The 25,388-nt window shown below is 33.4% G+C and carries 23 protein-coding genes; 4 read left to right on the plus strand and 19 right to left on the minus strand.

Annotated elements, in window-relative coordinates; all coding sequences use genetic code 11:
* Nucleotides 1–36 precede the first annotated feature (36 nt).
* From HNP90_RS05495 to HNP90_RS05545, 11 genes are all read right to left on the minus strand, one after another.
* Entirely contained in the window at nucleotides 37–606 is a 570-nt protein-coding gene (locus HNP90_RS05495) for a nitroreductase family protein (RefSeq protein ID WP_012067952.1), read from the minus strand.
* A gap of 9 nt (nucleotides 607–615) precedes the next feature.
* Nucleotides 616–1,257: a lactate utilization protein gene (locus tag HNP90_RS05500; RefSeq protein ID WP_012067951.1), complete on the minus strand. Its 642-nt coding sequence runs from the start codon at nucleotides 1,255–1,257 to the stop codon at nucleotides 616–618.
* A gap of 310 nt (nucleotides 1,258–1,567) precedes the next feature.
* Nucleotides 1,568–2,335, minus strand: a complete 768-nt coding sequence (locus HNP90_RS05505) for a right-handed parallel beta-helix repeat-containing protein (RefSeq protein ID WP_012067950.1) — start codon at nucleotides 2,333–2,335, stop codon at nucleotides 1,568–1,570.
* A gap of 306 nt (nucleotides 2,336–2,641) precedes the next feature.
* Nucleotides 2,642–3,088 carry a hypothetical protein gene (locus tag HNP90_RS05510; protein ID WP_012067949.1) on the minus strand — a complete coding sequence of 149 codons (447 nt, stop codon included), beginning with the start codon at nucleotides 3,086–3,088 and terminating at the stop codon, nucleotides 2,642–2,644.
* Nucleotides 3,089–3,119: 31 nt separating this feature from the next.
* Nucleotides 3,120–4,034 (minus strand): methanogenesis marker 7 protein, encoded by a 915-nt coding sequence (locus HNP90_RS05515; RefSeq protein ID WP_012067948.1) that lies wholly within the window; start codon nucleotides 4,032–4,034, stop codon nucleotides 3,120–3,122.
* A gap of 19 nt (nucleotides 4,035–4,053) precedes the next feature.
* Nucleotides 4,054–5,019: a CBS domain-containing protein gene (locus HNP90_RS05520; RefSeq protein WP_012067947.1), complete on the minus strand. Its 966-nt coding sequence runs from the start codon at nucleotides 5,017–5,019 to the stop codon at nucleotides 4,054–4,056.
* 225 nt (nucleotides 5,020–5,244) lie between these two features.
* Nucleotides 5,245–5,343, minus strand: coding sequence for a MetS family NSS transporter small subunit (locus tag HNP90_RS05525; protein WP_155810748.1), 99 nt, complete (start codon nucleotides 5,341–5,343; stop codon nucleotides 5,245–5,247).
* Nucleotides 5,344–5,355: 12 nt separating this feature from the next.
* On the minus strand, nucleotides 5,356–6,867 hold the full coding sequence (locus HNP90_RS05530; RefSeq protein ID WP_012067946.1) for a sodium-dependent transporter: 1,512 nt from the start codon (nucleotides 6,865–6,867) through the stop codon (nucleotides 5,356–5,358).
* A gap of 139 nt (nucleotides 6,868–7,006) precedes the next feature.
* Nucleotides 7,007–7,915 (minus strand): carbohydrate kinase family protein, encoded by a 909-nt coding sequence (locus HNP90_RS05535; RefSeq protein WP_012067945.1) that lies wholly within the window; start codon nucleotides 7,913–7,915, stop codon nucleotides 7,007–7,009.
* 26 nt (nucleotides 7,916–7,941) lie between these two features.
* The gene (gene hisA / locus HNP90_RS05540) at nucleotides 7,942–8,658 is read right to left on the minus strand and encodes a 1-(5-phosphoribosyl)-5-[(5-phosphoribosylamino)methylideneamino]imidazole-4-carboxamide isomerase (RefSeq protein WP_012067944.1); all 717 of its coding nucleotides are present in this window, start codon (nucleotides 8,656–8,658) and stop codon (nucleotides 7,942–7,944) included.
* Between the two features lie 187 nt (nucleotides 8,659–8,845).
* The gene (locus HNP90_RS05545) at nucleotides 8,846–10,489 is read right to left on the minus strand and encodes a bifunctional N(6)-L-threonylcarbamoyladenine synthase/serine/threonine protein kinase (protein ID WP_012067943.1); all 1,644 of its coding nucleotides are present in this window, start codon (nucleotides 10,487–10,489) and stop codon (nucleotides 8,846–8,848) included.
* Between the two features lie 162 nt (nucleotides 10,490–10,651).
* Between HNP90_RS05545 and HNP90_RS05550 the strand changes: the two genes are divergently transcribed.
* Entirely contained in the window at nucleotides 10,652–12,520 is a 1,869-nt protein-coding gene (locus HNP90_RS05550; protein ID WP_012067942.1) for a threonine--tRNA ligase, read from the plus strand.
* 59 nt (nucleotides 12,521–12,579) lie between these two features.
* On the opposite strand, the gene HNP90_RS05555 is transcribed toward HNP90_RS05550, so the two are convergent.
* The 3 genes from HNP90_RS05555 to HNP90_RS05565 form a co-directional block, all read right to left on the minus strand.
* Nucleotides 12,580–14,778, minus strand: coding sequence for a methyl-accepting chemotaxis protein (locus HNP90_RS05555; protein ID WP_012067941.1), 2,199 nt, complete (start codon nucleotides 14,776–14,778; stop codon nucleotides 12,580–12,582).
* A gap of 153 nt (nucleotides 14,779–14,931) precedes the next feature.
* A complete protein-coding gene (locus HNP90_RS05560) occupies nucleotides 14,932–17,028 on the minus strand; it encodes a methyl-accepting chemotaxis protein (protein ID WP_012067940.1) in 2,097 nt (698 codons plus the stop codon).
* Nucleotides 17,029–17,191: 163 nt separating this feature from the next.
* The gene (locus HNP90_RS05565; protein WP_012067939.1) at nucleotides 17,192–18,469 is read right to left on the minus strand and encodes a tRNA (N(6)-L-threonylcarbamoyladenosine(37)-C(2))-methylthiotransferase; all 1,278 of its coding nucleotides are present in this window, start codon (nucleotides 18,467–18,469) and stop codon (nucleotides 17,192–17,194) included.
* 33 nt (nucleotides 18,470–18,502) lie between these two features.
* Between HNP90_RS05565 and comD the strand changes: the two genes are divergently transcribed.
* A complete protein-coding gene (gene comD, locus HNP90_RS05570) occupies nucleotides 18,503–19,003 on the plus strand; it encodes a sulfopyruvate decarboxylase subunit alpha (protein ID WP_012067938.1) in 501 nt (166 codons plus the stop codon).
* Between the two features lie 70 nt (nucleotides 19,004–19,073).
* On the opposite strand, the gene HNP90_RS05575 is transcribed toward comD, so the two are convergent.
* Nucleotides 19,074–19,937, minus strand: a complete 864-nt coding sequence (locus tag HNP90_RS05575) for a ribose-phosphate diphosphokinase (RefSeq protein WP_012067937.1) — start codon at nucleotides 19,935–19,937, stop codon at nucleotides 19,074–19,076.
* 130 nt (nucleotides 19,938–20,067) lie between these two features.
* On the opposite strand from HNP90_RS05575, the gene HNP90_RS05580 reads away from it, so the two are divergent.
* Nucleotides 20,068–21,228, plus strand: a complete 1,161-nt coding sequence (locus HNP90_RS05580) for a GMC oxidoreductase (protein WP_012067936.1) — start codon at nucleotides 20,068–20,070, stop codon at nucleotides 21,226–21,228.
* 19 nt (nucleotides 21,229–21,247) lie between these two features.
* Here HNP90_RS05580 and HNP90_RS05585 read toward each other — a convergent pair whose 3' ends face one another.
* The gene (locus tag HNP90_RS05585; protein WP_012067935.1) at nucleotides 21,248–22,168 is read right to left on the minus strand and encodes a DUF1611 domain-containing protein; all 921 of its coding nucleotides are present in this window, start codon (nucleotides 22,166–22,168) and stop codon (nucleotides 21,248–21,250) included.
* A 158-nt stretch (nucleotides 22,169–22,326) separates the two neighbouring features.
* Here HNP90_RS05585 and HNP90_RS05590 point away from each other — a divergent pair, with 158 nt between their 5' ends.
* Nucleotides 22,327–22,740 (plus strand): CBS domain-containing protein, encoded by a 414-nt coding sequence (locus HNP90_RS05590; RefSeq protein ID WP_012067934.1) that lies wholly within the window; start codon nucleotides 22,327–22,329, stop codon nucleotides 22,738–22,740.
* A 16-nt stretch (nucleotides 22,741–22,756) separates the two neighbouring features.
* Here HNP90_RS05590 and HNP90_RS05595 read toward each other — a convergent pair whose 3' ends face one another.
* The 3 genes from HNP90_RS05595 to cofD form a co-directional block, all read right to left on the minus strand.
* The gene (locus tag HNP90_RS05595; RefSeq protein ID WP_012067933.1) at nucleotides 22,757–23,521 is read right to left on the minus strand and encodes an MJ0144 family RNA dihydrouridine synthase-like protein; all 765 of its coding nucleotides are present in this window, start codon (nucleotides 23,519–23,521) and stop codon (nucleotides 22,757–22,759) included.
* 27 nt (nucleotides 23,522–23,548) lie between these two features.
* On the minus strand, nucleotides 23,549–24,349 hold the full coding sequence (locus tag HNP90_RS05600; protein ID WP_012067932.1) for a GTP cyclohydrolase III: 801 nt from the start codon (nucleotides 24,347–24,349) through the stop codon (nucleotides 23,549–23,551).
* 105 nt (nucleotides 24,350–24,454) lie between these two features.
* Complete coding sequence (cofD, locus tag HNP90_RS05605; protein WP_012067931.1) at nucleotides 24,455–25,384, minus strand: 2-phospho-L-lactate transferase; 930 nt, start codon at nucleotides 25,382–25,384, stop codon at nucleotides 24,455–24,457.
* Nucleotides 25,385–25,388 lie beyond the last annotated feature (4 nt).

Below are 25,388 nucleotides of genomic sequence, written 5' to 3' on the forward strand. Positions count from 1 at the left end.
TTTTTAAATTTTTTTAGATGAAATAAAAAAGAAAATTTATTTTACGTAATTTACAACGTTTTTTTTTCTTTCAGGCGCAGTTTTTGGAGTTTCGATTAATTTATAACCAAAAGCAACTCCATAGTATGGTTCGAAGTTTTCCGGGATGTTTAATTTTTTAACATTTTCGGTCAAAAAGTATGGCCTTACAAGTCCAAGCCACACTGAACCAATATTCATGCTTTCTGCTGCCAAAAGCATGTTTTGAATTGCCGCAGAACAGTCAACAATCGCCGAATGCGCATTTTTATTTCCAGAAACGACAATTAAAGTTGGAGCTTCGTAAAGAATGTTGTATTTTGGGTTGCTCATTGCATTTATCAAACTTTCAGGTATGTTTTTCATTGAGGTAGGATTTTCTGCGAGAGTCTTTTTTGATACAGTATTTATTTCATCGAGCAGTTCCGTGTTCTGAATTACTGTAAAGTGCCATGGCTGTTCATTTAACGCAGTTGGCGCATAAATTGCAGCTTCAATTATCGCTTCGATTTCGCTGTCTTTTATCTGCTCGTTTCTAAATTTTCTAACACTTCTTCTATTTTTTATTGTTTCTAAAACTTGATTCATAATATCCCTTTAAAATCCGAGGCTTTTTGGTAAAACGAGGACTGTAACGTCTGTAAGCATCGGTCTTCTTTTAATTACTGAATAAATCCTGCAAGCCCGGGTTTCTGCATCGCAGTTTACACAGTACCCTGTTTTTATGCAAGGGTTTAAAAATCCCAATCTCTTCATGTTTTTTGGCGCAGCTTCCATTTTAATTCTTTCAAATGCCGTTTCGATGTCTTTAACTAGTTTATTTAATCCGACAACAATTATCACTTTTTTCGGGCCAAATGCCATTGCAGAAACCCGGTTTCCAACCCCGTCGATATTTACAAGTTCTCCTGCCGTTGTAATCGCATTCGTGCTTGAAATAAATATATCCGACGTCAATTGCTGTCTCATTACCTCCATTTTTTCTTCCATTGTAAGGCTTGGATTATTGTGGTCCAAAATCACCGCACCTTTTTCCCTTGCCTGCTCCGCGATATTTAAAGATTGGACCGTAACTGAACCGCCAAAACCAATTTTGGTTCCGTTTCCAACGTAGTTCATAATATAATTAGAAACTTCGCTTTCATCTTCAAAGTAATATGCGTCGAAGAGATTTTTCTTTAAATTTTCTACGAGTTTTTTGCCAGTAAGGTCGCTATGCCACTTGTGAACTTCTTGCATTTTTTCCCCTAAAAATTGTTCTTGATTAAATCTTTAAAAAAAGTCATGTAAATAATCTATGTTTATAAAAATTGGAATTTAAAAGACATTATTTGCCCGTTATAAATTTCAAAAGTCCGAGTAAAACAATTATTGTTACAGCGATAATAAATATTCCTTCGATTCCCATTTTTGACACCGATATTTAGTTTGTTAAAAATTATAGGTCGATATACTATTTAAAATTTAGAAAAGAAAAAAGGAGTTATTTTAAATCATATTTAAAAGAGTAATTTCGAAATTTAAAAAAGAAAAGGTATTTGATTTAAAGTTACTCGATTGTATCGTATTTGTTTCCGTTTACTAAATTAGTTTCAAAATCCATGTATATATCCGGGGTATTTCCCAGTGCAATATTTGCATTTACCGTGTTATTATTACAAGAGGATCCAAGAACCATACCATAATTCTCGTTATCTATTATTTCATTTGAAATAATTCTGTTATCCATTGCAACTCCGGCAAATTTTAGTCCGATATCGTTATTATTTACGAGGTTGTTTACTATATTATTTCCATTTGCATAATAACTTGAATACAATCCTATAGCATTAGGCCCTGTACATTCATATATTTCGTTATCTTCTATGTTGCTATTGTTTGTCCTGCACATCCTGATACCTACATCGTTTTTCGAAAGATCGTTTTTGAATATCGTGCATTCTGATGAATTTGCAAGGTATATTCCACTACCGAATTTTGATATGTTCATATCTCGGATTGTAACCCTTGATTTTGGATATACATATACCCCCATATCAACGACAAAACTGGTGCTACCTGTCGAATCCCCTTCAAGATAATTCCCGTTTCCATCAAGTATGACATTATCTGCATTTATTATTATTGCAGTTCCAGAAATATCTGATTTTGATATATTTAACAGATATTTTCCGGAGTCGGTTATAGTATATGGAATTTCATTAATGTACACCGTATTTGTTCCAGGAACCCCTTCTTTTGCAGCACTTGCAATAGATATTCCCACACATAATGCGAGAGCCAATGCTATCAGTGGTTTATAACCAATCTTAGTCATTTTTAACTCACCCCCGTGTTTACATTTTGATATATTATTGTTAAACTATTTAAAATTAATTAAAAAACCATTATAACAGTTTAATAATATAATTATTCGTTTATAATGTTATTACCCATAAAATAAATTGTTTTATAACATATTTATAAAAAATAAGGGTTTTAATCGTAAATTATTTAAAAATAATAAATTTTGTCAAAAAATCTAATCTGTTTTTAATTTAAGGTGGATGAAATGAACAATTTTTAAAAGAAAAAACCGCTTGAAAAAGTTTATTTTATATCTTTAAAAAAATTTTAAAACAGTTTAGAGGTATACGAAAAATTCCCTTTCGAGAACTACTATTTTTTCGCCTTCTCCTTCAGGCCGTTCCATAATAATTTCAAACCTGTCCCTTCCAGATACGTCCTGAACTGCAAATCCGAGTACGTACTGCAATTCGTCGTCATCGGTGTAGAGTTTAACATCTGTTTTGAATCGTCTTGCAAGCCTTGAAATTTCCCTTAATGTGAGTTTTAACTCAGTAAATAAAAATATGTAATCTTTTACGTAATCCAACTGCTCTTGTGTTCCAGTAATTACAGGATATTCCCTATCCATCATTTCATCTTTTTTTATTTCGTATCCGATGTTGCAGACACATGCAAGCCTTCCGATAACGGATTGTGGAAGTCCTGGAGGTAGCGGTACTTCGATTACCTGTTCTGAGTTTTCATTTTCGTTTTCATTTTCAATTGTTCTGTCGATTTCCATATTTTCCCCTATTTTCTTGATAATCGCTAAATTAAGCTTTTTGTTCGTTTGATTTAACTTCTGACGTCGATTTTAACTTGATAAGTATATAGTTTTTCATCTCAGACCTTGTGATGTATGCGATGTCTTTTAAAAGGTACTTACCAATTTTAACATTTTCGATCTCTTCGTGGTTTCTATCGTAGTCCATTTTGATCCTCAAACCATCGAGCTGGGTTACTATTGGCATCGGAGCAAGAAGTCCACGAACCTCATCGATTTTCTTTTCAATTTCATCTTTTAAAACTACTGGCGGAATAATCGGAGGGTCGTATGAAAGTTCCAATCTTTTATCGTTTATTTTTTTGGTAACTTCGTCAATCATTCGTCGCAGTGCCCTTATTTCTTCTCCTTTTCTAAGCCTTTGCGCTCGCCTTCCAAGGTCTCCAACATAGGTGTACGGGATATCGAGAGTTTCAGGTCCACCTGTTACAACGAGTGGAAGGTCGATTTTAAAGAGGTGGGTTTTATCTAGAATGCAGGATTCAAAGTTTCCCATTACGTAAATTGCGATGTCGTGCTCTTGAATCAATCTCTTTTCTTTTTCATGAATCTGGCTGATGCTTTTTCCCGCACCGTGTGCAAGCCCGATCATGTTTGGTTTTGCACCAAATTTCCTAACATATTCAGAAACATCGCATGCAATGTGGGGTAAGTGGTGTCTTGAAAGACTTGGAGAAACAATCGCAATTTCAATTCCTGCAAGAGGAGTTTCTACTATTTTTCCCTTGTATTGTTTTGCCTCTTCCTTGAAGTTTTCGATTTCATTATGCGGAATTGCAATTGTCATGTAAACATCGAGCTGCATTACGTGCTCCTGAATTATAAATCCACCAATGTCCTCAATCCATTCCTTCAAAATATTGTTTTTGTAGACTCCCCCTTCATATCTGATTATCTCATACATCTTTTCCACCTTGTAAGGATTAGAAATCAATCCTAACAGTAATAGTTCCAAAAGTCTTCATGCTCTTTTCAAACAGGGTTACATCGGTAATTATCCTTTGAATCGATGATTTCTCATCTACGAGCGTAATATGGTCAGTTATGATTACTTCTTCAAATTTAGGTTTTTCAATCAATCTCAGTACTTCTTTTAAAATATTTAATTCGAGAATGTTTATAAGTTTCGTGGTTATTGAAATGTGGTCAACTTTACCATTTCTTTTCATTATTTTTGCAATTGGTTCCCATTCTCTATCCGAAATTTCGATGAAATCTTCTTTTTCACTTATAATGTAGCCTCTCGCACCCATCAATACAATTATCTCGTCTGCAAGTTCTTCAACTTTTTTAGGATCGTCACCGTAAAAGTAGATGTTTGTTATGTGACTGCATTTGTTTATTTTTGGCTCAGGGCTGTATATTTCAGAAGTTCTTACAATATCCCCTTTAGTAACGATTCCTTTGAGCTTTCCATCTTCGATAACAAGGATTCTTCCAATATCATTCTTTACCATTATTTTTTGAGCTTCTGAAGCTGAAAGATAAGGTGAAGTTGAGATAAGATCGTCCTTTTTGGTCATTATGTCTTTTATTTTTAATTTTTTTAATTTTGACATTCCTGACTTTTTAGTTCTTAAATCTTCAAATGTGGCAATTCCAACAAGTTCTTTTTTTGAATTTAATACGGGATATCCCATGTGCCTGTATTTTTTTATGAGTGTCCCAAGTTCATCGATTGATTCATCCTCATTGAGAGTAACGAGGTCTTTTGTCATTATGTCGTTTACAACAATCTTGTCAAGCACTTTTAAATCGTAAAGCCTTACAAGATCACTTTCGGATTCCTTTATAAAGTTAGTTATGTACTTAAATACATAATTTATTGAATCGTGCTCCATTCCAATATTATATACCCTTTCTATCGTTGAAAGCTTCCTAAATAACATTAAACCACCGTAACGAATAACAAGATAAGATTGATCAAAATTATTAACTCATATATTATAAAACATATAAAAAACAAGCACTATTGAAAATCCATTCTGGAGATTATCTTTTTTAAACGCAATAACCCATAATTTTGAATTTGGTTTTTAATTAATTTGGTTAACTTGATTTAAAAAATAAAAAAATAAAAAATTTAATTTACCATTATTCCGTATTGATCGTTTTTAGTCATTATTTTTTATTGCTTTGTGGAGGAAAAATGCTGAACCCCCCCATAAAACAATTGCCCCGAATAAGAACATTATTATGGCACCGGTATTCATTTTATTACCTCCTTATTCTTCATCTTTTTTAACAAATTCGTCCCATTCTTCAATTTCTTTTCCGCCACCAATCCAAGGGATCATCGGCATTATTAATGAAACTACAAGACCAAATACTGGAAGACCCAAGCTCAATAATAAGAATATTGATGCGTAGCCTTCGTATCCCATCGTCAATTCTGTCCATGCACCGTTTAATAGCATGTATATCAAAAACAAAGGCGAGAAAATACCTGCAAAGAATTTCCAGAATGATCCTAAATTGTATTCTGAAAGATTGTCGATGTATTTTTCGAGTTTGCTTCCTTTAAAGATATGTATTGCAACAATCATTTCAAGTACTGCAACAAGCGGAATTGTAAACCAGTTGATGTAGTGGTCTACTGAATCTAACCAGTAAAGACCTGCGTTTGTTGCATATATCAAGCTTGCAAAGAAGCTTGTTGCAATAACTGCAGTAGCTGCTTTGTGTCTTGGAAGATTGAATTTATCAATTACTGCTGATGCAGTTGACTCGACAAGCGAAACTGATGAAGAAATTCCTGCAACAAATAGCGCGATAAAGAAGATTGCAGCAAGTACAAGTCCACCAGGCATTAATGAAAGTGCTTGAGGGAATGCAACGAATGCTAAACCAATACTTTGAGTTACAACTTCTGAAATAGGTACACCTTGAGTCATTGCCATGTATCCGAGTGTTCCAAATACTGCAAATCCTGCTAAGAATGAAAATCCACAATTCATTAAAGAAATTGTAAATGCGCTAGCAGTTAAATCTGATTTTTTAGGTAAATAGCTTGAATATGCTATCATGATACCAAATCCAAGACTTAGTGTAAAGAATATCTGTGAAAATGCATCAATCCAAACTTTAGGAGTTAATAACAATGCAAAGTTTGGAGTTAAGTAGTATTCGATACCTGCAAGTCCGCCAGGTAATGTAACGCTTCTTGCAACAAGTGCGAGTATCAAGAAGAATAATACAGGCATTAAAATCTCATTTGCTTTTTCAAGACCTTTTCTAACACCCGAATTTACAACCAAATAATTTACGCCCCAAATTAAAACTAATCCTGCAAGTACTGGTAAATTAAATCCTCCAAGGTCCCCGTGACCTGAGGAAAGTGCCAGAATATCACCAAAGAAGAATCCACCAAAGTCTGTTGGGAATCCTACCATGAACAACTTAGCAAGGTAAACTAAAGCCCATGCAATAATTGCGGTATAGTATGTCGTGATAATGAACGCGGTAGCTACTGCAAACCAGCCTATCCATTCAAAGTTTTTTCCAAGCCTTCTTAAAGCCAAAGGTGCTGAACCTTTTGTAGAATGCCCCAATGCAAGCTCCAACACCATTACCATTATACCTACAAACAATAAAGCAACAAAATAAGGGATTAAAAAAGCCCCACCACCATTTTCATATGCCATGTACGGGAAACGCCAAATATTTCCGAGACCAACTGCAGAACCAACTGCAGCTAAAATGAAACCCATCTTAGAGGCCCATTGTTCTCTTGCCATACAATCACCACCATTTTTTTTAATACAAACACTAATTTTTCAAAATCGACTTATATATAAATTGTTATTTAGATTCGAACAAATAGCCATTAAAAAAGTAGATTTATGGAATTAAAACAATTGAAGAATTAAAAAAGGATTATTCAAGATTATTTTCTTTGAGTCTTTCAATAACTCTATCCCATGAAGGAAGATTGGTCTGGCATCCCACCCGTTCCACGACAAAAGAAGCTACACAGGAACCAACAAGCCCGCATTTCTTTAAATCGTTTCCTTTTAAGTATGCAGTTAAAAATCCTGCCCTGTAGCTGTCTCCAGCACCAGTCGGATCTTTTGCTTCAGTTAAAATTGCTGGAACTTTTATTGTTTCGCCTTCTGAATAGATAATACTTCCCTGTTTTCCGTAAGTTACAATTAAAACCTTAACTCTATCCATTAACTCTTTTTCAGAGATGCTTAATAAATCAAGAGTTCTTTGGAATTCGTGGTTGTTCATGAATAAAAAATCAACATTTTTTATGATGTTTTCCATGTTTTCTTTTGAATAAAGAGTTAAATCCTGCCCTGGATCGAATGATACAAGTATACCCATTGAATTTGCTTTTTTGGCACATTTTAAATTGTAATTTGGATCCCCTGTTGCAAGGTGAACGATTTTCGAATCAAATTCTGGAACTTCGATATCAAGGTAATGTTTTGCAGCACCCCATAAAAAGTACGTAATCTGGTTGTTTTCAGGATCCGTAAATATCCATGCCTTTGGAGTCTCTTCTTCAGTTGAAATAAATACATTTTCAGTTGAAACTCCCAATTTTTCCAGATATTCTCCGTATCCTGAATCTTTAAAGTCTGTTCCAACACACGAAAGTATTTCTGATTTCACGCCCAAATTTGCAATTTCTGCTGCAACGTTACATGCAGCACCGCCATAGTATTTTTTAGCAGTTGGAATCTGCATTGAAGTGTTTAATTCCGGAAATTTATCCACGTTAAATATATAATCGAGTGCAATATGTCCTACCGCCGTTATCTTACCAATTTTATCCATTAAACCACCAAATTATTATTAATCCATTATTTTACTGCTTCAATCGCATCTTTTAAATTTATCAAGTTTTTGTAAATTGCAGAACCGACAACTACACCGTATACTCCGATTTTCTTAAATTTTAAAAGGTCGTCTATTGTAGTAACTCCGCCTGATGCCACAATAGGTATTTTAAGGTTATCAACGAGTTCTTTTGTTGGTTCAATATTTATTCCATTTAACAAACCTTCGCTGTCAACATTTGTAAATAGAATACTTCCTGCACCCATTTCTTCGAGTATTTTTCCAATTTCTACCGGAGTATACTTCGTTTTTTCTTTCCAGCCTTTTATTACAACTTTACCATCTTTTGCATCGAGTGAAACCATTATTTTTTCACTGCCAATTTTTTTCGAGAGTTCCCTGATTATTTCAGGGTTTTCTACAGCAACAGTCCCGATTATTACTTTTTCTGCCCCTTTTTCAATCAAATATACTGCATCCTCGATAGATCGAATTCCACCGCCGATTTGAACCGGAACTCCAGATGTTTTAATTATATCTTCGATAAATTCATCGTTTACCCGTTTTCCGTCAAGTGCACCATCGAGATCCACGAGGTGAAGCATTTCTGCACCCTCGCTTACCCATTTTTTTGCAATTTCTGGAGGATTATCTAATTCAACGTGTTTTTTATCAGGGTTTCCCTGAATAAGCTGTACACATTTTTTATTTTTCATATCCACTGCAGGAATAACTAGCACAATATCCACCTTTCGTGTAAATACGTCGTAAAAATAGGAAATCAACTTAGCCTGAAATCTATTTTACATTAAATTTCAAGCTATATATGAATATCCCAATATAGAAAAACAGAAAAATTTAAAAATGGAGGTTATTTTTACAAATTTAAAATGGCAGGAAAATCCAGTAAATATTAAAATAAAAGAGTTAAAGATATCTTGCTCGTTTTTCAACTTCTTTCATGCATTCCAAAACAGATTCGGCCAGATTATAAGTTTTATAGCCTTCAACTATTTTATTCCATACTCTATCGAATTTATCGTAGTGAATACTCATTATAGATTTTTTTAAAACAATCAGATCAATTGCTTTATCTTCAACTAAATCACTGTATTTTCCAAGCCCAAAATCGATAACAAAAGTATTATCTGAAACTATAAAGTTTGAAGTCGTCAAATCATTGTGTACGATTCCACCGACATGCATTTTTCCAATAATTTTTCCCAAATCTTCACAAAAATCAATACTTCCTTCTTCAATTTTTTCTTTTGCAATTTTTCCGTGAATATAGCTCATTGCGATTTTTTTGTTTTCTTTATCGATGTCAAAAATACTCGGTGCATAAATTCCAAGTTCCTTAATCGCTGCTAAAAATCTGGCTTCTTTTACCGTTCTTCTCATTCTTATTAATTCATCCAGTTCAGATGTACGGTAACCCTTTTTAACTCGTTCTTTTGTAATCGATTCAAATTCTAAGTACCTTCCTTTAGAAATGTCTGCTTCGGCTCCTTTTCCAATTAAATGTTCTGGAATTATTCTAGATTTGATGTTACCATTTTCAGAATTGTTATTTTCTTCGTGAATCCAGTTAACTTCAACCATGTCGCTTCGGTAGTTAGAAATTGGTTTTGTATCTGCCAAATCCATTCTTTTTCCATTTAAATACTGCAAAATTCCAAGCCATGCAATCATTGCACCGTTATCTCCACAAAATTCCCGTTCTGGAACGTAAAAATCAACATTCTGTTCACTGCACATTACATCCAACATTTCTTTCAAACGGTTATTTGCAGCAACTCCGCCAACAAGCATTACTTCTGCTTTATTTGTATGTGCAAGCGCCCTTTCGGTAATTTCTGTAAGCATTGAAAATGAAGTTTCCTGTAATGAGTAACATACATCCTCAATTCTTTCTTTTGAATCATATTTTTTCATTGCAGCTGTTAACAATCCTGAAAGAGAAATATCCATGCCCTTAACAGTATACGGAAGTTTCATGAATTTGTTTCCGTCTTTTGCATATTTCTCGACGTAAACTCCACCAGGATGTGGCATATTGCAGTGCCTTGCAAACTGATCTAAACAGTTTCCTATTGCAATGTCGAGTGTTTCTCCAATTACGCGGTATTTTTTTCCAGTGTATGCTAAAACTTGCGTGTTTCCCCCACTTACATACAAAGTTAATGGATCTACTGCATCTGTTTTTAATTTACCAATTTCAACGTGGCTTATACAGTGGTTTACCCCGATTATCGGTTTATTTATTGAAAGAGAAAGTGCCCTTGCAGTTGTTGCAGTAACCCTTAAACTTGGGCCCAATCCCGGACCTAATGAAAACGAAACTAGATCAATCTTTTCGATAGGAACTACTGTTAATGCTTCTTTTAAAAGTTTTACAAAAGTTTCTGCGTGGTGATCTGCAGCTTCCCTTGGATGAATTCCCTGTACTGGCGGAGTGTAAATTATTGTTTTGTTAAATAAAACTTCTCCTTTAGAAGTAATGATTCCAACACCAGTTTTTTCCGCAGTTCCTTCAAATCCAATACATATTAAGTCTTTAGAAGTATCCATAACAGCCACCAAATTAATAAAGCATAAAATAACCAATTATTAAAAAAAGATGCTTACAAATAAACAAGTAATTAATTTTTTATATTGTGTATCCTAATTAAACATATAAATTTTATGTAAATTACAACGTATAATTTTATTCTCACCATATAGAGGGAAAAAATGAAAACACTGTTGATACATTCCGATTATTTGGAATTCGAAGCCAAGGAAAAAACAAAGATTGCAGAAGATGCTGATGTTTTAAGCGGAAAAATGGATGAATGTTTAACCGTTTTTATTGCTGTTGAAAAAGATGACGAATCTGATCCAGATGCAGTTGTTAAAAACGCGGTTGAAGAAATAGTAAAAACTGCTGACAATTTAAAAGTGAAAAACGTTGTAGTATACCCTTACGCACACCTATCAAGCGATTTAGGATCCCCTGCTACTGCAAAAGAAATTTTAGCAGAAATTGAAAAAGAACTCTCAGGAAACTATGAAGTACTCAGAGCACCATTTGGATGGTACAAAGCATTTAAAATCAGCTGTAAGGGGCATCCTTTGAGTGAACTTTCAAGAAAAATAACAACTGAAAGAAAAGAAGAAGTTAAAAAAGAAAAAATTGTTTCAAAATTCTACATAATAAACGGAGAAAACCTCGAACTTACCGAAGTTAACGACGAAATTATCTCAAAAATGGAAGATAAAGGACTTTTAGCTCTTTTAAAACACGAACTCGATATCAAAGAAGAAGGAACCGAAAAAGGAGAACCTCCTCACGTTAAATACATTAAAGAAAAAGAAATCTGCGATTATGAACCTAGTTCAGATGCAGGACACTTCAGATGGTATCCAAAAGGAAAATTAATAAGAGATTTACTCTCAGACTATGTGTACAACCTTGTTGTAGAAAGGGGCGGAATGCCTGTTGAAACTCCGGTAATGTACGACCTTCAAAACAATGCGATAAGAGAACACGCTGATAAATTTGGAGAAAGACAGTACAGATTCAAACAAGGAAACAAGGATTTAATGCTTCGGTTCGCAGCTTGCTTTGGCCAGTTCATGATGAAAAAAGACATGTACCTCTTACCAAAACACATGCCTCTTAAATTATACGAACTCTCAACATACAGCTTCAGATACGAACAGAGAGGAGAATTAGTTGGTTTGAAAAGATTAAGGGCGTTTACAATGCCAGATATGCATACAGTCTGTATTGACATGAAACAGGCAATGGAAGCATTTGAAGACCAGCTTTGGATGGGTTTGAAAACAGGAGATGACTTTAAAACTCCTTACGCAATAATTTTCAGATTCACAGAAGACTTCTTTGAAGAAAACAAAGACTGGTTCTTTGGAATGGCAAAAGAATACAAACAAAAATACGGAAAAGATGCAATTCTCGAAATCTTACCTGGAAGAAAACATTACTGGGTTGGAAAAGTCGATATGGCAGTTGTTGACAGCTTTGGAAGGCCAATTGAAAACCCAACTGTTCAAATTGACGTTGAAAGCGCTGAAAGATTTGGAATCGTTGTTCATGATGGCGATAAAAAAGTTCACCCAATCATCCTTCACTGCTCCCCAACAGGAAGTGTTGAAAGAGTTTTATGTGGTCTTTTAGAAAACGCTTACTTAAATACATTAGAAAACAAACCTCCTGCACTCCCAACATGGTTAACCCCGATTCAAGCAAGAGTTATCCCGGTTGGAGATAAACATGAAGAATTTGCCCTTGAAGTTGCAAATAAATTAAGAGCTTCGGGAATAAGAGCTGACTTTGATGATAGAGAAGACAGCATGGGTAAAAAAGTTAGAAACGCTGGAACTGACTGGGTAAACTATGTTGTTGTAATTGGTGACAACGAAATGGAAACCGGTAAATTAACCGTAACCATTAGAGAAGAATCAGAACTCAAAAAAGCTAAAAAAGAAGCATTGACTGTTGAAGAATTGATTGAAAAAATAACTTCCGATGTTAAAGATGCTCCAAAAAGACCACTTCCACTCCCAATGAAGTGCTCAGTACAGCCAATCTTTAGATAATTAACTTAATTAAATTTTTTTAAAATCTTTTTTTTGAAATAAATTAAAAAAATAGTATTTTATTTAGTTTTGAAACTTTCTGCATCTTTTGCTAATTTTCTTGATATTTCTATCATTTTCTCTGCTGAAGCATCTATTTCCTCAACAACCCTATTCTGTTCTTCTGAGGATGCAGTTAATTCTTCTGCAGTTGCTGCAAACTCTTCAGAGATTGATGCAATATCCTGCACATTTTTAAGTGCTTCCTGCGTATTTTTAGATGCGTCGTTTGCATTTTCTTTGATTTTTGCAATCATTTTTGCAGATGTTTCAACACTTTCTTTTATTTTCATGAATGCATTGTTAACTTCATCGATTGCAACAACTCCCCTATCGACTTCATCTCTTCCTGCAAGACCTAAATCAATTGTTGCTCCAACTTTTTTGTTAATTCCACTAATTGTCCTGTTAATATCTTCAACGGATTTTTTAATTTCTTCTGCGAGTGACTTGATTTCACTTGCAACAACAGCAAATCCTTTTCCAGCTTCTCCAGCGCGAGCTGCTTCAATTGAAGCGTTCAAAGCAAGTAATCCAGTCTGTTCTGCAACGTCTTTAATCAAAACTGTAACTTCGTTGATTTTTTTGGATTCTTCCCCGAGTTCCTGGATTGATCTTCCAAGTTCATCAATTACGTTTGTGATTTTTTGCATAGTGTCGATTGCATTTTCAACCTTTTTAACACCCATTTCTGAATTATCTTTCACATCAATTGCTGAATCAACGCTCTTTTCTGCATCCATATACATCATTTCTGCAACGTTTGCAGTTCTTTCAAGTTCGTCTGAAGTATCCTGTAATTTTGCAGACTGATCCGCTGCGGCAGTCGCAACCTGATTTGCAGCATCGGTAACCTGTTCTGAAGTTTCTTTAGCTCTTTTTAAGCCATCAGTAACTTCTTCGAGTTCACCATTTAATACAACAATTTCTGATTTCAATCCTTCCATCATTTTTGAAACGTTCTCAATAGCGTGGTTTATTGTTTTTTGGAGTTTATTTCTTTCCCTGTTTTCATCCGCCCTTATTGAAAAGTCCCCTTTTGCAAGGTAGCCCATAACATCAAATATTTCTTTTAAAGTATTTGCAAGAACCACTTTGTCAGTATCTAATGTTGCATGTAATTCTTTAATATCTGCGGCCATTTTGTTGAATGAATTTGCAAGATCTTCTAATTCATCGCCAGTTTTTACATTTATAAGCTTATCGTAGTTTCCGCTACCAAAACTATGTACTCCATCTTCCAATTCTTTGATAGGTTTTGTAATACTTCTTGAAGAAACTAAAGAAATACCTACGGCAATAATGAGCCCAACTAATGCAATAAGTAAAGTATTATTTCTTGCACCATTAACCATTGCAACAAATGGGGCTTCAGGAGTTCCAACAAATAACATTCCGATTGTATTTCCGCTAGAGTCTTTCAATGGAACATATTTTGTAAGGAAGTCCTCACCAACTACATTTGCAGTTCCACTGTAATCTTTTCCTTCGAGTACTACTGTGTTATATACTGCATCTGATGCAGTTGTTCCAATAGCTCTGCCATTTTCAGAGACTACACTCGTGGATATTCTGTATTTATCTAAAAATATTGTTGATTCGTCGCCAGTTGTGGCTTTTACTTCATCGATAAGGTAATAATCTTTATTTAATACATCTACAAACGCTACATTTCCAATTATGCTATTACCGTTGTCGTAGATGGGGTAGGCTACGACTAATGCAAGCGCGTTGTCGACGTTTTTAATAGTAGAATCGCTAAATTTTGAAGAAATATCATTTGAAATAACTTCAAATCCAGAATTAGATTCCGAGTTTGAAACCTTTAATACTACTGAACCTAGTGAAATGCTGTTTTCACAGGATGATGCGATAGTTTTACCATTGGGGTCGGTAAATAAAACTAAATCTGCATACGAAGCACTTTTGAGAGTTTCAGTACGTAGTTTAAGGTCAGCAATATCTGTATTTTTAATACTAGTTTTTACGCCCTCTGTACTTGATGCGTAGGTTGATAAAGCCTTAAGTTCAGCAAATCTTGTATTCATTATTATTTCTGCGGTGTTAAGGTCTGAATCCAATTTGCTTGCAGATTGTTCTTCCATATTTGAGGTTATTGTGCTGGTTGAAACAAATCCGAGTACTGCAATTGGAATTATAACACTAATTATTGAAAATAATAATAATTTAGTCCCAATTTTTTTTGTACCAAATTTCATTAATGACACCTGTTATACTCTCTCCCAATTATTCTGTCAATTGCAAACTATATATCGTTTTTATGTGGGTTTTTGTGTAGGTTCACCGACCTACCCTAAAATCATAAAAAAATCGTGAATTATAGGATATAATAAATAAAAACAAAAAAGAGATTAAATTTTAAACTGCAATAATCTAGTAGATATGGATTTGGAAGCTCTTGAAATCGCCTCTGAAACTTTATCTATGCCCCCAATTGCAGAATTTTGATCTTCTGTTGAAGCATTTAATTTTTCTGCGGTATATGCAAGCTCTTCGGAGATTTTTGAAACTTCCTGGACATTTTTCAAAACATTTGATGTATTTTCAGAAACTTCTTGAACGTAACCTTTTATTTCTTCTATTTTATCAGAAGTATTTTTAATACTGCCCCGAATATTTAAAAATGCATCATTTACATCATTTATCGCATAATATCCATCATTTACTGCGTTTTTACCGTTTTGTTCAAGTTTTATAGTATTTGATATTCTTACCTGAACTCCCCGTACTGTTTTATTAATATCTTCAACGGATTTTTTAATTTCTTCTGCGAGTGACTTGATTTCACTTGCAACAACAGCAAATCCTTTTCCAGCTTCTCCAGCGCGAGCTGCTTCAATTGAAGCGTTCAAAGCAAGTAATCCAGTCTGTTCTGCAACGTCTTTAATCAAAACTGTAACTTCGTTGATTTTTTTGGATTCTTCCCCGAGTTCCTGGATTGATCTTCCAAGTTCATCAATTACGTTTGTGATTTTTTGCATAGTGTCGATTGCATTTTCAACTTTTTTGACACCCATTTCTGAATTTTGATTAATTTCTTTTGAAGCGACCGTTGTATTCAAAACTGCAGAATTTACATTTTCAACAGCTTTCGCAGTTGATTTAATATCTTCAGAAATTTCCTGTAGTTTCGTACATTGTTCGCCAGTTGAAGACGCTACATGGTCTGCTGCATCTTTAACTCCCTCAGATATTGTCATTGTTGTTGTAAGTTCTTTATTGAGATTTATTGTCTGCTGATCAAGAACAGAAACTTCAGACTGAACCGATTTCAAAAGTTGTGAAAAATTATTTATGGCTTGATTCACATTCTTTTGGAGCCTGTTTTTATCCTGATTTTCATCCAATCTAACTGAAAGGTTTCCACGAGACATTTCATACATAAAATCAGATAATTCATGTAATGTTTTTGCCATTGTCTTTCTATCCGTATCTATAAGATCATTAAGTGTCATTATACTATTTGCCATCTTATTAAATGAATCTGCAAGATCTTCTAATTCATCGCCCGTATTTACATCGATATTATGATCATAAACTCCTTTTGAAAACTGTTCTGCCCCATTTTTAAGTTTGGTTATTGGTTTTGTAAGGTTTCTCGAAGAAATTAATGATACGACAATAGAAACTACAAATCCAAAAAATGCTACAATTAAATTATGACTTCTTGCAGCAGTTAAATAACTCAAAGCCGTGCTTTTTGGAGTAGATATTACTAAATATCCTAAAAGATTGCCTCGCACATCTTCTATCTTTAAATAATCGTTACCAGATTCTAAAAAACTTTCATATTCAGATTCTGACGCTGAATTTTCAAAAAAGCTAGAAATATGGGATAGTTTAGCCTTGTCAGCTAGCGTTGTTGATACAAACATTCCATTCATATATAGTGAAACATCAAAATTTGAAAAATCTTTTAAATTATTTACAAATTCATTTTCATCTAAATAATCAATAATAACAACTGATCCAACTAATTCTTGATTTTTATAGATATTTTGAACTTGTATTACTGAAAATTGATTCAAATTACCATTTTTTATAAGTAAATAGCCCGAATTTAGGTTTTTAAAATCAAAATTATTGTTTAACTCATTTTCAGTTATTGCATTTTCATAATCATCTAAAAAAATTACTTCATCAACCCCCAAACTAGATTTGATATTTTCGGATTCGATATTTAGGGAATTAAAATTATTTTCAATGATATAACTTTTTATATTTTCGTTTTCTGATAAGTATTTTAAAAAACTAGCCATTTCTTCATTTTTTTGGTCTAAATTATACGATATAGACTTTTTCGAAAGATCAAGCTTTTCTAAAGATTCATAGTTAGAGTAATTTTCGGTCGTTAAATTTGAAACGATCGTGAGTATTAATATCGGGAGTGCAAGCCCAATTATGGATGTTAACATTAATTTAGTTCTTATATTATTTACTGATCTCATATTTGCCCTCTACACTAATAACTTTAAATATCCGAATATTTAAATAAAATATGGATAAATAATTCCTGTTTTTTAAAATAATAAGGAATTAACATTCCGTATAAAAATTTAAAGATATTTATAGTTTTTGTGTAGATTTAAAGAATAATGATAAAAAGAGAGGTTAATTTAGTAGTTTACCCGAAAGTCCGAAAGTCTTTGCACCAGTTATTTTAGCTCGTTTAAATTCGCCGATTTGAGCAGGTTCTTCAAAAATCACGTTTTTGCAGTTGTTGGTAACCCCTAAATTATTTTTGGTTACGAGTATCTCGAAAGTTTCACCAATATGTCTTTTATTATTTTCATAGCTTAACTCTCGCCGGAGTTCATTTAAAATTTCAGACCTTTCTTTCCTTATTTTTGTATCAACCTGTTTTAAAACGGCTGCTTTTGTGTATTTTCTCTGAGAATATTTTGCAGCATGTGTAAAGTCAGGCTTTATCTTTTTTACAATTTCAAGGGTGTTTTCAAATGCTTCTTCAGTTTCAGTGGGGAATCCAACGATTACATCGGTTGTAAAGTTTAAATTCTTGATTTTTGATTTGAATTCATCCAATACGGAAATATATTCATCGACCGTGTAGTTTCTGTTCATATCTTTTAAAACCTGATCGTCACCGCTTTGGATTGGAAGGTGAAGGAATTTTACGACCTTTTCGGACTTAAAAGATTCAATCAATTCGTCAAGAATCGGTTCTGCAAATTTCGCGTGCATCATTCCAATTCTCATTGCAAATTTTTCAGGAATTTCTGAAATGTCATCGATTAAATTTGAAAGATTATCTTTATTATCGAGGCCGTAACATGCGGTATCCTGCGCTGTTACGAGTAAACACTTTGTACCTGTTTTTACAAGTTCTTCTGCCTTTTTAACAATTAAATCTCGATCGTATGAAACTAAATTTCCCCTTGCACGTTTTACAATACAATAGGTGCAACTCCCAAGACATCCCTCACATATTGGAAGTGCAGTAATTAACCCTTGTGAACTTACTTTTTTGATTTTTTCGTTTAAATTGTCTTCAAAATTTAAATTTTGATTATATTCATTATATTTTTCAGAACATTCCTTTAAAAGATTATCTTTCAAAATAATTCCAGAATACTGCGCTTCTCTTGGCATTATCAAAACATCTGCAAGATTTTTGATTTTTTTAGGTAGTGCTTTTGCCATGCATCCTGCTACAACAACTTTTTTATCCAATGATTTGAAATATTCTATTCGTGAAATCATTCTGTGTTCGGTTTCCTGCCTTACAATACAGGTATTTATGACAATTATGTCGGAATCGTCCACATTATCTGCCAATTCAAATTCTTCAAATTCGTTAACTGAATTTTTTATTATTTCTGTGTCTGCAGTGTTTAAAGTGCAGCCATATCCTTCAATGTAAATTTTCAATTTATCACCAAAATAAAACCAGATGGTGGAGTTATGAATGCAAGTGAAGCTGTTTATAAAGCAATACTAGATTCAGGGGTTGATTTTGTAACAAGTGTTCCTTGTGCAAATTTAAAAACTGTTTTAAATTATCTAAACGATGACAAAGATATTCAGCATATTCCTGTAACTCGTGAAGAGGAAGGAATTGGTGTTTGTGCGGGAGCTTATCTTGGAGGCAAAAAAACTGCACTTTTGATGCAGAATTCTGGCCTTGGAAACTCGATAAATGCGATAGGATCCCTAGTTAAAGTTTATAAAATCCCGATTTTAATTATAATAAGTCACAGGGGCGATTTAAAGGAAAAAATTTCTGCACAAATTCCAATGGGCCAGTGGACCAAAAAATTGCTTGAAACAGTTGAAATTCCATATTTCAGCCCAAAAACACCGGATGAAGCTTATAAATTAATAAAGGATGCGTCAGAACTTTCAATAAACATGGAATACCCTGTAGCAATACTTCTCGATGCACTTTATTGGGAACATGAATAATCGAGAAATTTATTATATTTTCTTTTTTTCTAATTTTAATTAAAAAATAGTTAAAATTATTTTATTTTAATTATTCTCCGTTTAAAATGTCTGCAATTATTGTTGATATGCATACCTTTGAAACCTCTGAAGGGTACGTGTTTGTTCCAACAATTTCAGAAGCCCCCCCAATGTGGAGTTTGTTTATTGCATCACCAATTAAAACTGGGTGAACACATGCAGCAATAACTGTTCTTGCACCCTGTTCAATCAACATTGAAATTGCTGTTGCCATCGTTCCGCCAGTTGAGATAATATCATCAACAATCAAAACATCTTTTCCAGATACATCCAAATTTTTTGGAGCAATTTTAATTTCTGTTGGAGAAATTCTTGTTTTTTCTAAATAGTCGCATTCACAGTTTAAAAATTCAGCCGCTCTTTTTGCAAGTGCAACTGCTCCTTTGTCAGGTGAAAGTACAAGCGGTTTTACAAGTTTTACTCCCGCATGTTCTGCCAATTTTGGTATTGCATCCCCGTAAATAAATGGTATATCGAAAAACTCTTCGATATGTGTTTCGTGAGGATTTATTGTGATAATTCTGTCACAAATGCTTGAATATACCTTTGCAAGTGCTTTTATGCTGATAGGCTCTCCTGCATTGAATTTTTTATCCTGTCTTGCATATGCAAGGTAAGGTGCAACTAAAGTTATGCTTTTTACACCCTCTTCCCTTAAAGCTTCGCACATTAAAATTGCTTCAACAATTGCGTTGTTTTGCGTGTTTTGGGTCTGAATTATGACTGCATCTTTTCCTTTAAGTTCACTATGGACCCTAACATATATTTCGCCATCTGGAAACTGCTTTGATTCTACCCTCGCAAGTTCCGAATTTGTGAGTTTTGCAACTTCTTTGGCCAGATTTTGCGAAGTTGGGCCAGGAATAATAATCATAGTGTCACCATATTTTTCTTATAAAAAAATTATTACCGAAAAGTTAATGTGTTTTATGAATCTTAAAAAATCTAACAAAAGAGTATTTTATATTATAATTTATAATTATCGGTGAGTTTGAGGTAAGAGTATGGAAGACATCATTGTAATTGGTTCAGGAGTTGGGGGAAGTACAGTATTTAAGGAGTTAAAGGGGGCGTTTCCCGATCAAAAAATACGACTGCTTGAAAGCGGAAGTAATCCATCTTATGTTTCTGAAGGAGAAAATATTGAAATAATCTATGCGAGTTCATTTGGTGGGACAGGCGTTTATTCTGTTGCAAATGCAGTTCGAATTGATGTGAAAGAACTTGGAATTTCAAAAAATGATTCAATATATGAAGATATTGAAAAAGAGTTATCGGTTTCAGACGTTCCTAATGATTACTTAGGAGAAAATTCAAAAAAACTTCTAGAAATGGGATTTTCAAAAACTCCGAAATTTATTAACTTTGAATTATGTAAAAGCTGCGGGCTCTGTGCACACGAACCCTGTGATGCCAAATGGATACCGTGTGATTTTTTAAGGGAATATAAAGACGATATAGTAACCGATACGGTTGTAATGAAACTTGCAAAGCAGGACGGAGCTTTTTCTATTCTTGCACTTGATAAAAAAAGCGGTGAACTTAAAATTTACAAATCAAAACAAGTGATTGTATCTGCTGGAGCCATAAATTCACCCAGAATTTTAAAAACCATAGTAAATAATGAAGAAATTGGTAAAAATTTATATCTTGATACTTTTGTGACTGTCGGAGGAATTTTAAAAGATTCAAAACTAAAATCAGAAGTTTCAATGGCAGTTAATAAAAAATACGACGAGTTTTTAGTTGCAACCCATTATTCAGACTTACTACACAAAAGAATTTCAGAAGTTGAAGAGGTAAATAAAAACGATATATTCAGCCTCATGGTAAAAATTAAAGACGAAAATACCGGAGAAGTACTTGAATATAGTGTAAAAAAAGAAATGTCAATGAAAGATACGAGGACTTTGTGTGAAGGCGTTTCTAAAGCTTCAAAATATCTCTATAATCTAGGTATTGAAAATATATATTCAACAGTTCCAAGAGGATCGCACTCTGGAGGAACGTGTGCAGTTGGAAAAGTTGTTGATGAAAACTTAGAAACCGAAATTGAAGGATTATATGTGTGTGATGCATCAGTAATTCCAAAAGCACCGGGTGCTCCACCAATTTTAGGAATTATGGCAATTTCAAAGAAATTTGTCGAAAACTTAAAAAAATAGTCTTAAATTTTAATTTTATTTAATTTTTTAATTTCAAAAGAATTTCATCTACCAATGTATCAAGATTTATTCCTTTTAAAACGTCGACTACAGGTAAATCCAGCTCTTTTGATAGTTTTTCGATTGATTCTTCCAATTTTTCTTCATCCATACACTTTGAGTTTAACGTAACTGCAATTACAGGCTTTCCACTCAAAAGTTCTATTGTAGAAATATTCTTTTTTATAACGTCTAAATCTAAAGTATCAGATGCTAAAATTGTAAAATCCGGTTTTGAACCAAATAAAACTGCGATACTAATTATACCGCCACCCCTACCAGTTCCAACTTCTAATGTATCTGCAAATATTCCTGTTTGGCTTGATACGATAATTAAATCCCTATCTTTTGTATCAAGTTTTTTTACTGCCCCAAATACGGTGGATGCGCAGTGGCATGTTTCTATAGTTTGTGGAATTACCATCTCATCGATACCGCAGATTAAAGATTGCGGTTCTGTTCCAACAATTCCAAGTTTAATTCTTTTTTCGAGTTCCTTTTTTAAAATCATACAAGTTGTGAATTTTCCAGACTGCCTGCTGGTTCCCATGATGGTCATTACTTTTGTATTAATACCCTCAAGTCCACTTTTTGCATAAGCTTGTAATTCATCGTATTTTTTAGGATTTGATGAATCATAGTATTCAATGTTATATTTTGAAGCTAATTCTTTTAAATAATCAATTTTTCCGACCCTACAAAGCCTTGCCATGTTGTAGATATTTTTTCCTTTCCTAATTTCTTCTTCGATCGTCTTTTTCCAAACTTCTATATCATCTGGGCCAAGTATTTCTTTAGTCCATATGAATGTATCGTAATTTAAGGTATCTATCAAGATATTTCCAAAAAGCCGGATGCCGTTGGCCACCTTATCCTGATGAGATAGATTTACCCGTTTCATAGATTATTCAACCGCTGATTTTTTGTCTAAAAAAATATTAGTATTTAAAGCTTTCGATTTGAAATCGATAGTTTATTTAATAAATTTAAAATCTAATATACAATTGAGTATTTAATTTAAATACCTTTTGGGATTATTAAAGACAACAGGAGAATAAAATGAAAAAAATCAAAGAAATAGTAATTAAAGACATTATGAGCAGTGACGTAGTTTCAGTTGCACCTGAATCCGGAGTAATTGAATCATTTGAAGCCCTTTTAAAAAATAAAATAAGCTGTCTGCCTGTTGTAAACCAAAACAACGAAACAATAGGTATTGTAACGACTACAGACATAGGATACAATTTAATAGTCGATAAATACACTTTAGAAACCACAATAGCAGATGTTATGACCAAAAACGTTGTAACAATTGGACAGGACGAATCTGCGGTTGACGCTTTGAAAAAAATGGATCTTCACGGAGATGGAAGAGAAATTATAAACCAGTTACCTGTAGTTAACAGCGAAAATAAATTGGTTGGGATACTTTCAGATGGAGATATTCTTAGAGCTATCTCAAAACTCTGCTAATTTCTATTTTTAAAAATTATAACTTTTTAATCCAGTCTATCTTGTTTGATAACACACATCGTGCTACGGATGCAAAATCTGCATATTCGAGCATTTCTTTTGCGGTTTCAATCGAATTAACTGAATTGTTACCAATTATTATTTTTTCAGGGAAACTCTCCCTAATTTTTTTCAAATATTCTAGATCTGCGTAATTTTTTCCAGGATTAAAACAGTCGATGTGTATTCCATCAAAATATTCTCGAACTTTATCAAGTAATTCTATTAATTCTTCGGCTGTTAAAAAATTAGCCCGTAATTTTAAAAAAATAGGAATTTCTAAGTTTAATTTTCGAATATTTTTTAAAAAATCTATTAATTTGGATTCATTTTTAAGTAAATTCTGTCCAAGTTCAAGATCAGTTATTTCGGGTTGTCTACAGTGGCAGTTTAATTCCAAAATATCTGCATTTTTTGAAATTTCGAGGATAGGGGATTTTGCTTTGGAAAAATCGTTAAATCTGATATTTACAGAAACTAAAGAGTTACTTTTTTTCGCTTTTTCAATTTCAGAATTTATTTTTTCGTCGAGTTCATTTAAATCATAAATAAATTCTTTTCTTCCGCGATTTTCAATTTTTTTGCTCACAATATCAGTTTCAGAATCTAAATTAAATGCACCAAGACATACAATTCCGAAAGTATCCTTATAATTTAAACAAAAATCGCCATCAGTAATCCCCGCCATTGGAGCAAGGACTATTTTTTTGGATAAGTTGTAAAGTTTATCTAATTTTTTCATAAAATCCCAAATAAAAAAAGAATTAGTTTAAATTGGGCACATGTAGTTGTAAGTTATATCTTTTCTCTCTTCGATGCTCTGTTTCAAAGTGTAAACTTGGAAATCAGTTTTTCCTTCTCGAATAACTTCTAAACCGATATCTGCAAGGTTTGATGCATCTTCAGCAGTTTTTCCAATACCAATACCTGCTTTCAAGTCGATTCCACAGGAATCTCGTATATCTTCGAACATGCAGAGGAAATCTTTTTCGCTCATTCCGTTGCATGGGCACATGAAGTTGTCCCCACCAATGAAAAAGCCCATTGAATCGTATTTTTTAAGTTCTTCCATTAATTTAAGCTTTGTCATTTGTACTGAAAGATATGTATCGTATGCGGTTTCTAAATCAGTTAATTTTCCAGTTATGTCGTTTATGTCAACGTGTGCAAGCTGCACATAACCATTTGATACAAATTCATTAGCTACGTCCAAAACTTCTTTTCTAACATCGTCTTGTGCACTACCGTATTCTTGAATCGTTTCTGTTGCAAGTTTTTGAGCTTCATATGCTGTTTCTGCAGAAGCTACTGCCATGCTAACTGTAAATGGGTATCTGTTTTTTACGCTATTTTGAATTCTTTTGTGGGTTTCTAAATCAATTCCGTTTGTAATTGCTATTATATTATCAAATCTTGTGTAAAACGCAAGACCTCTGTGTGCTCCAAACTGCAAATTCATGTCGCAGTAAAGTCTCGATTGAAGTGCCTGTAGGTCACTTTCTCTTCTTGGATTGGGGGTAACTGTCCATGGGCCGTAATTATCAATTTGTACAACGGTTATTTGAATCATTATTATCTCCTTTATTAATCCGCTAACTTTTCAGTTTACGAAGCAATAACTTGACTTTAATCTGACGCTTAATAAAAATATTACTCAATAATATTATTAATACCATTATCGGGATTTGTAATAGTCAAGAATATTTCTCGCGAGATTTATTTTATCATCAATAGTCTTCATTATCGTATTAGCATATAAAACTTCACAATTTATATCTTTCTTTTTATTGATATCACTATTGTCTAGAACTAGAACGTCTACAATATCTTTATAATATTCATAAACTCCAACTGCACTTACAGGATATCCTTTTGCATTCATAAGTGTTCCTGCAGGCCCGCTTACTGGATTTTCACCAACGATTGGCGAAACTGCAAAAACCAGTTTTTCTTTCAACGCATTTTTTATTTCAGAAATACTCAAAATTGGGCCAATTGAGGTTATCGGGTTTGATGGGCCGATTAAAACAAAATCACTTTCATGAATTGCTTTTAAAACGCCGTTCGCAGCTTTTGCATAATTTGAATTTTCATAAAATATATCCAGAACCTTTGCATTGCCTTTTCTAAAAATCCAAAAATCGTGAAACTTCAAAAGAATTTTTTCATTGTTTTCTTCGATTAAAACTTTGGATTCGACTTTCTCGTTTGACATTGGATAAATTTTTGAGTTTATCAAAAGTGATTTTCGCTCAATATCCACAATTTCAGACATTTTAACTCCGTTTTTTAAAGAAGAAGCTTTGTGCATCTTTAATGCCCTATCTTTATCCCCTATCTTCAAAACTTCGTCAAATCCAAAATTTTTAAGCTGTTCGTGACAGAAAAAAGTATCCCCTTTTAAACCATACCATGTTTCGTCATTTATCAAATCAGAAAATGTGTATAAAACAGTATCTATGTCTGGGGACAAGTAAATGTCTCCAATATACGTATCTTCGCCAGTATTTACAATAACAGATATATCCTCATTTGGAAGAATTTCTTTAAAACCCTGTATCAGTTTTGGTGTGCCAGTTCCACCGGAAAGAATCGTTATCTTCATATTT

Source organism: Methanococcus maripaludis (assembly GCF_013760955.1).
GTDB classification, from domain to species: domain Archaea; phylum AGJL01; class Methanococci; order Methanococcales; family Methanococcaceae; genus Methanococcus; species Methanococcus maripaludis_A.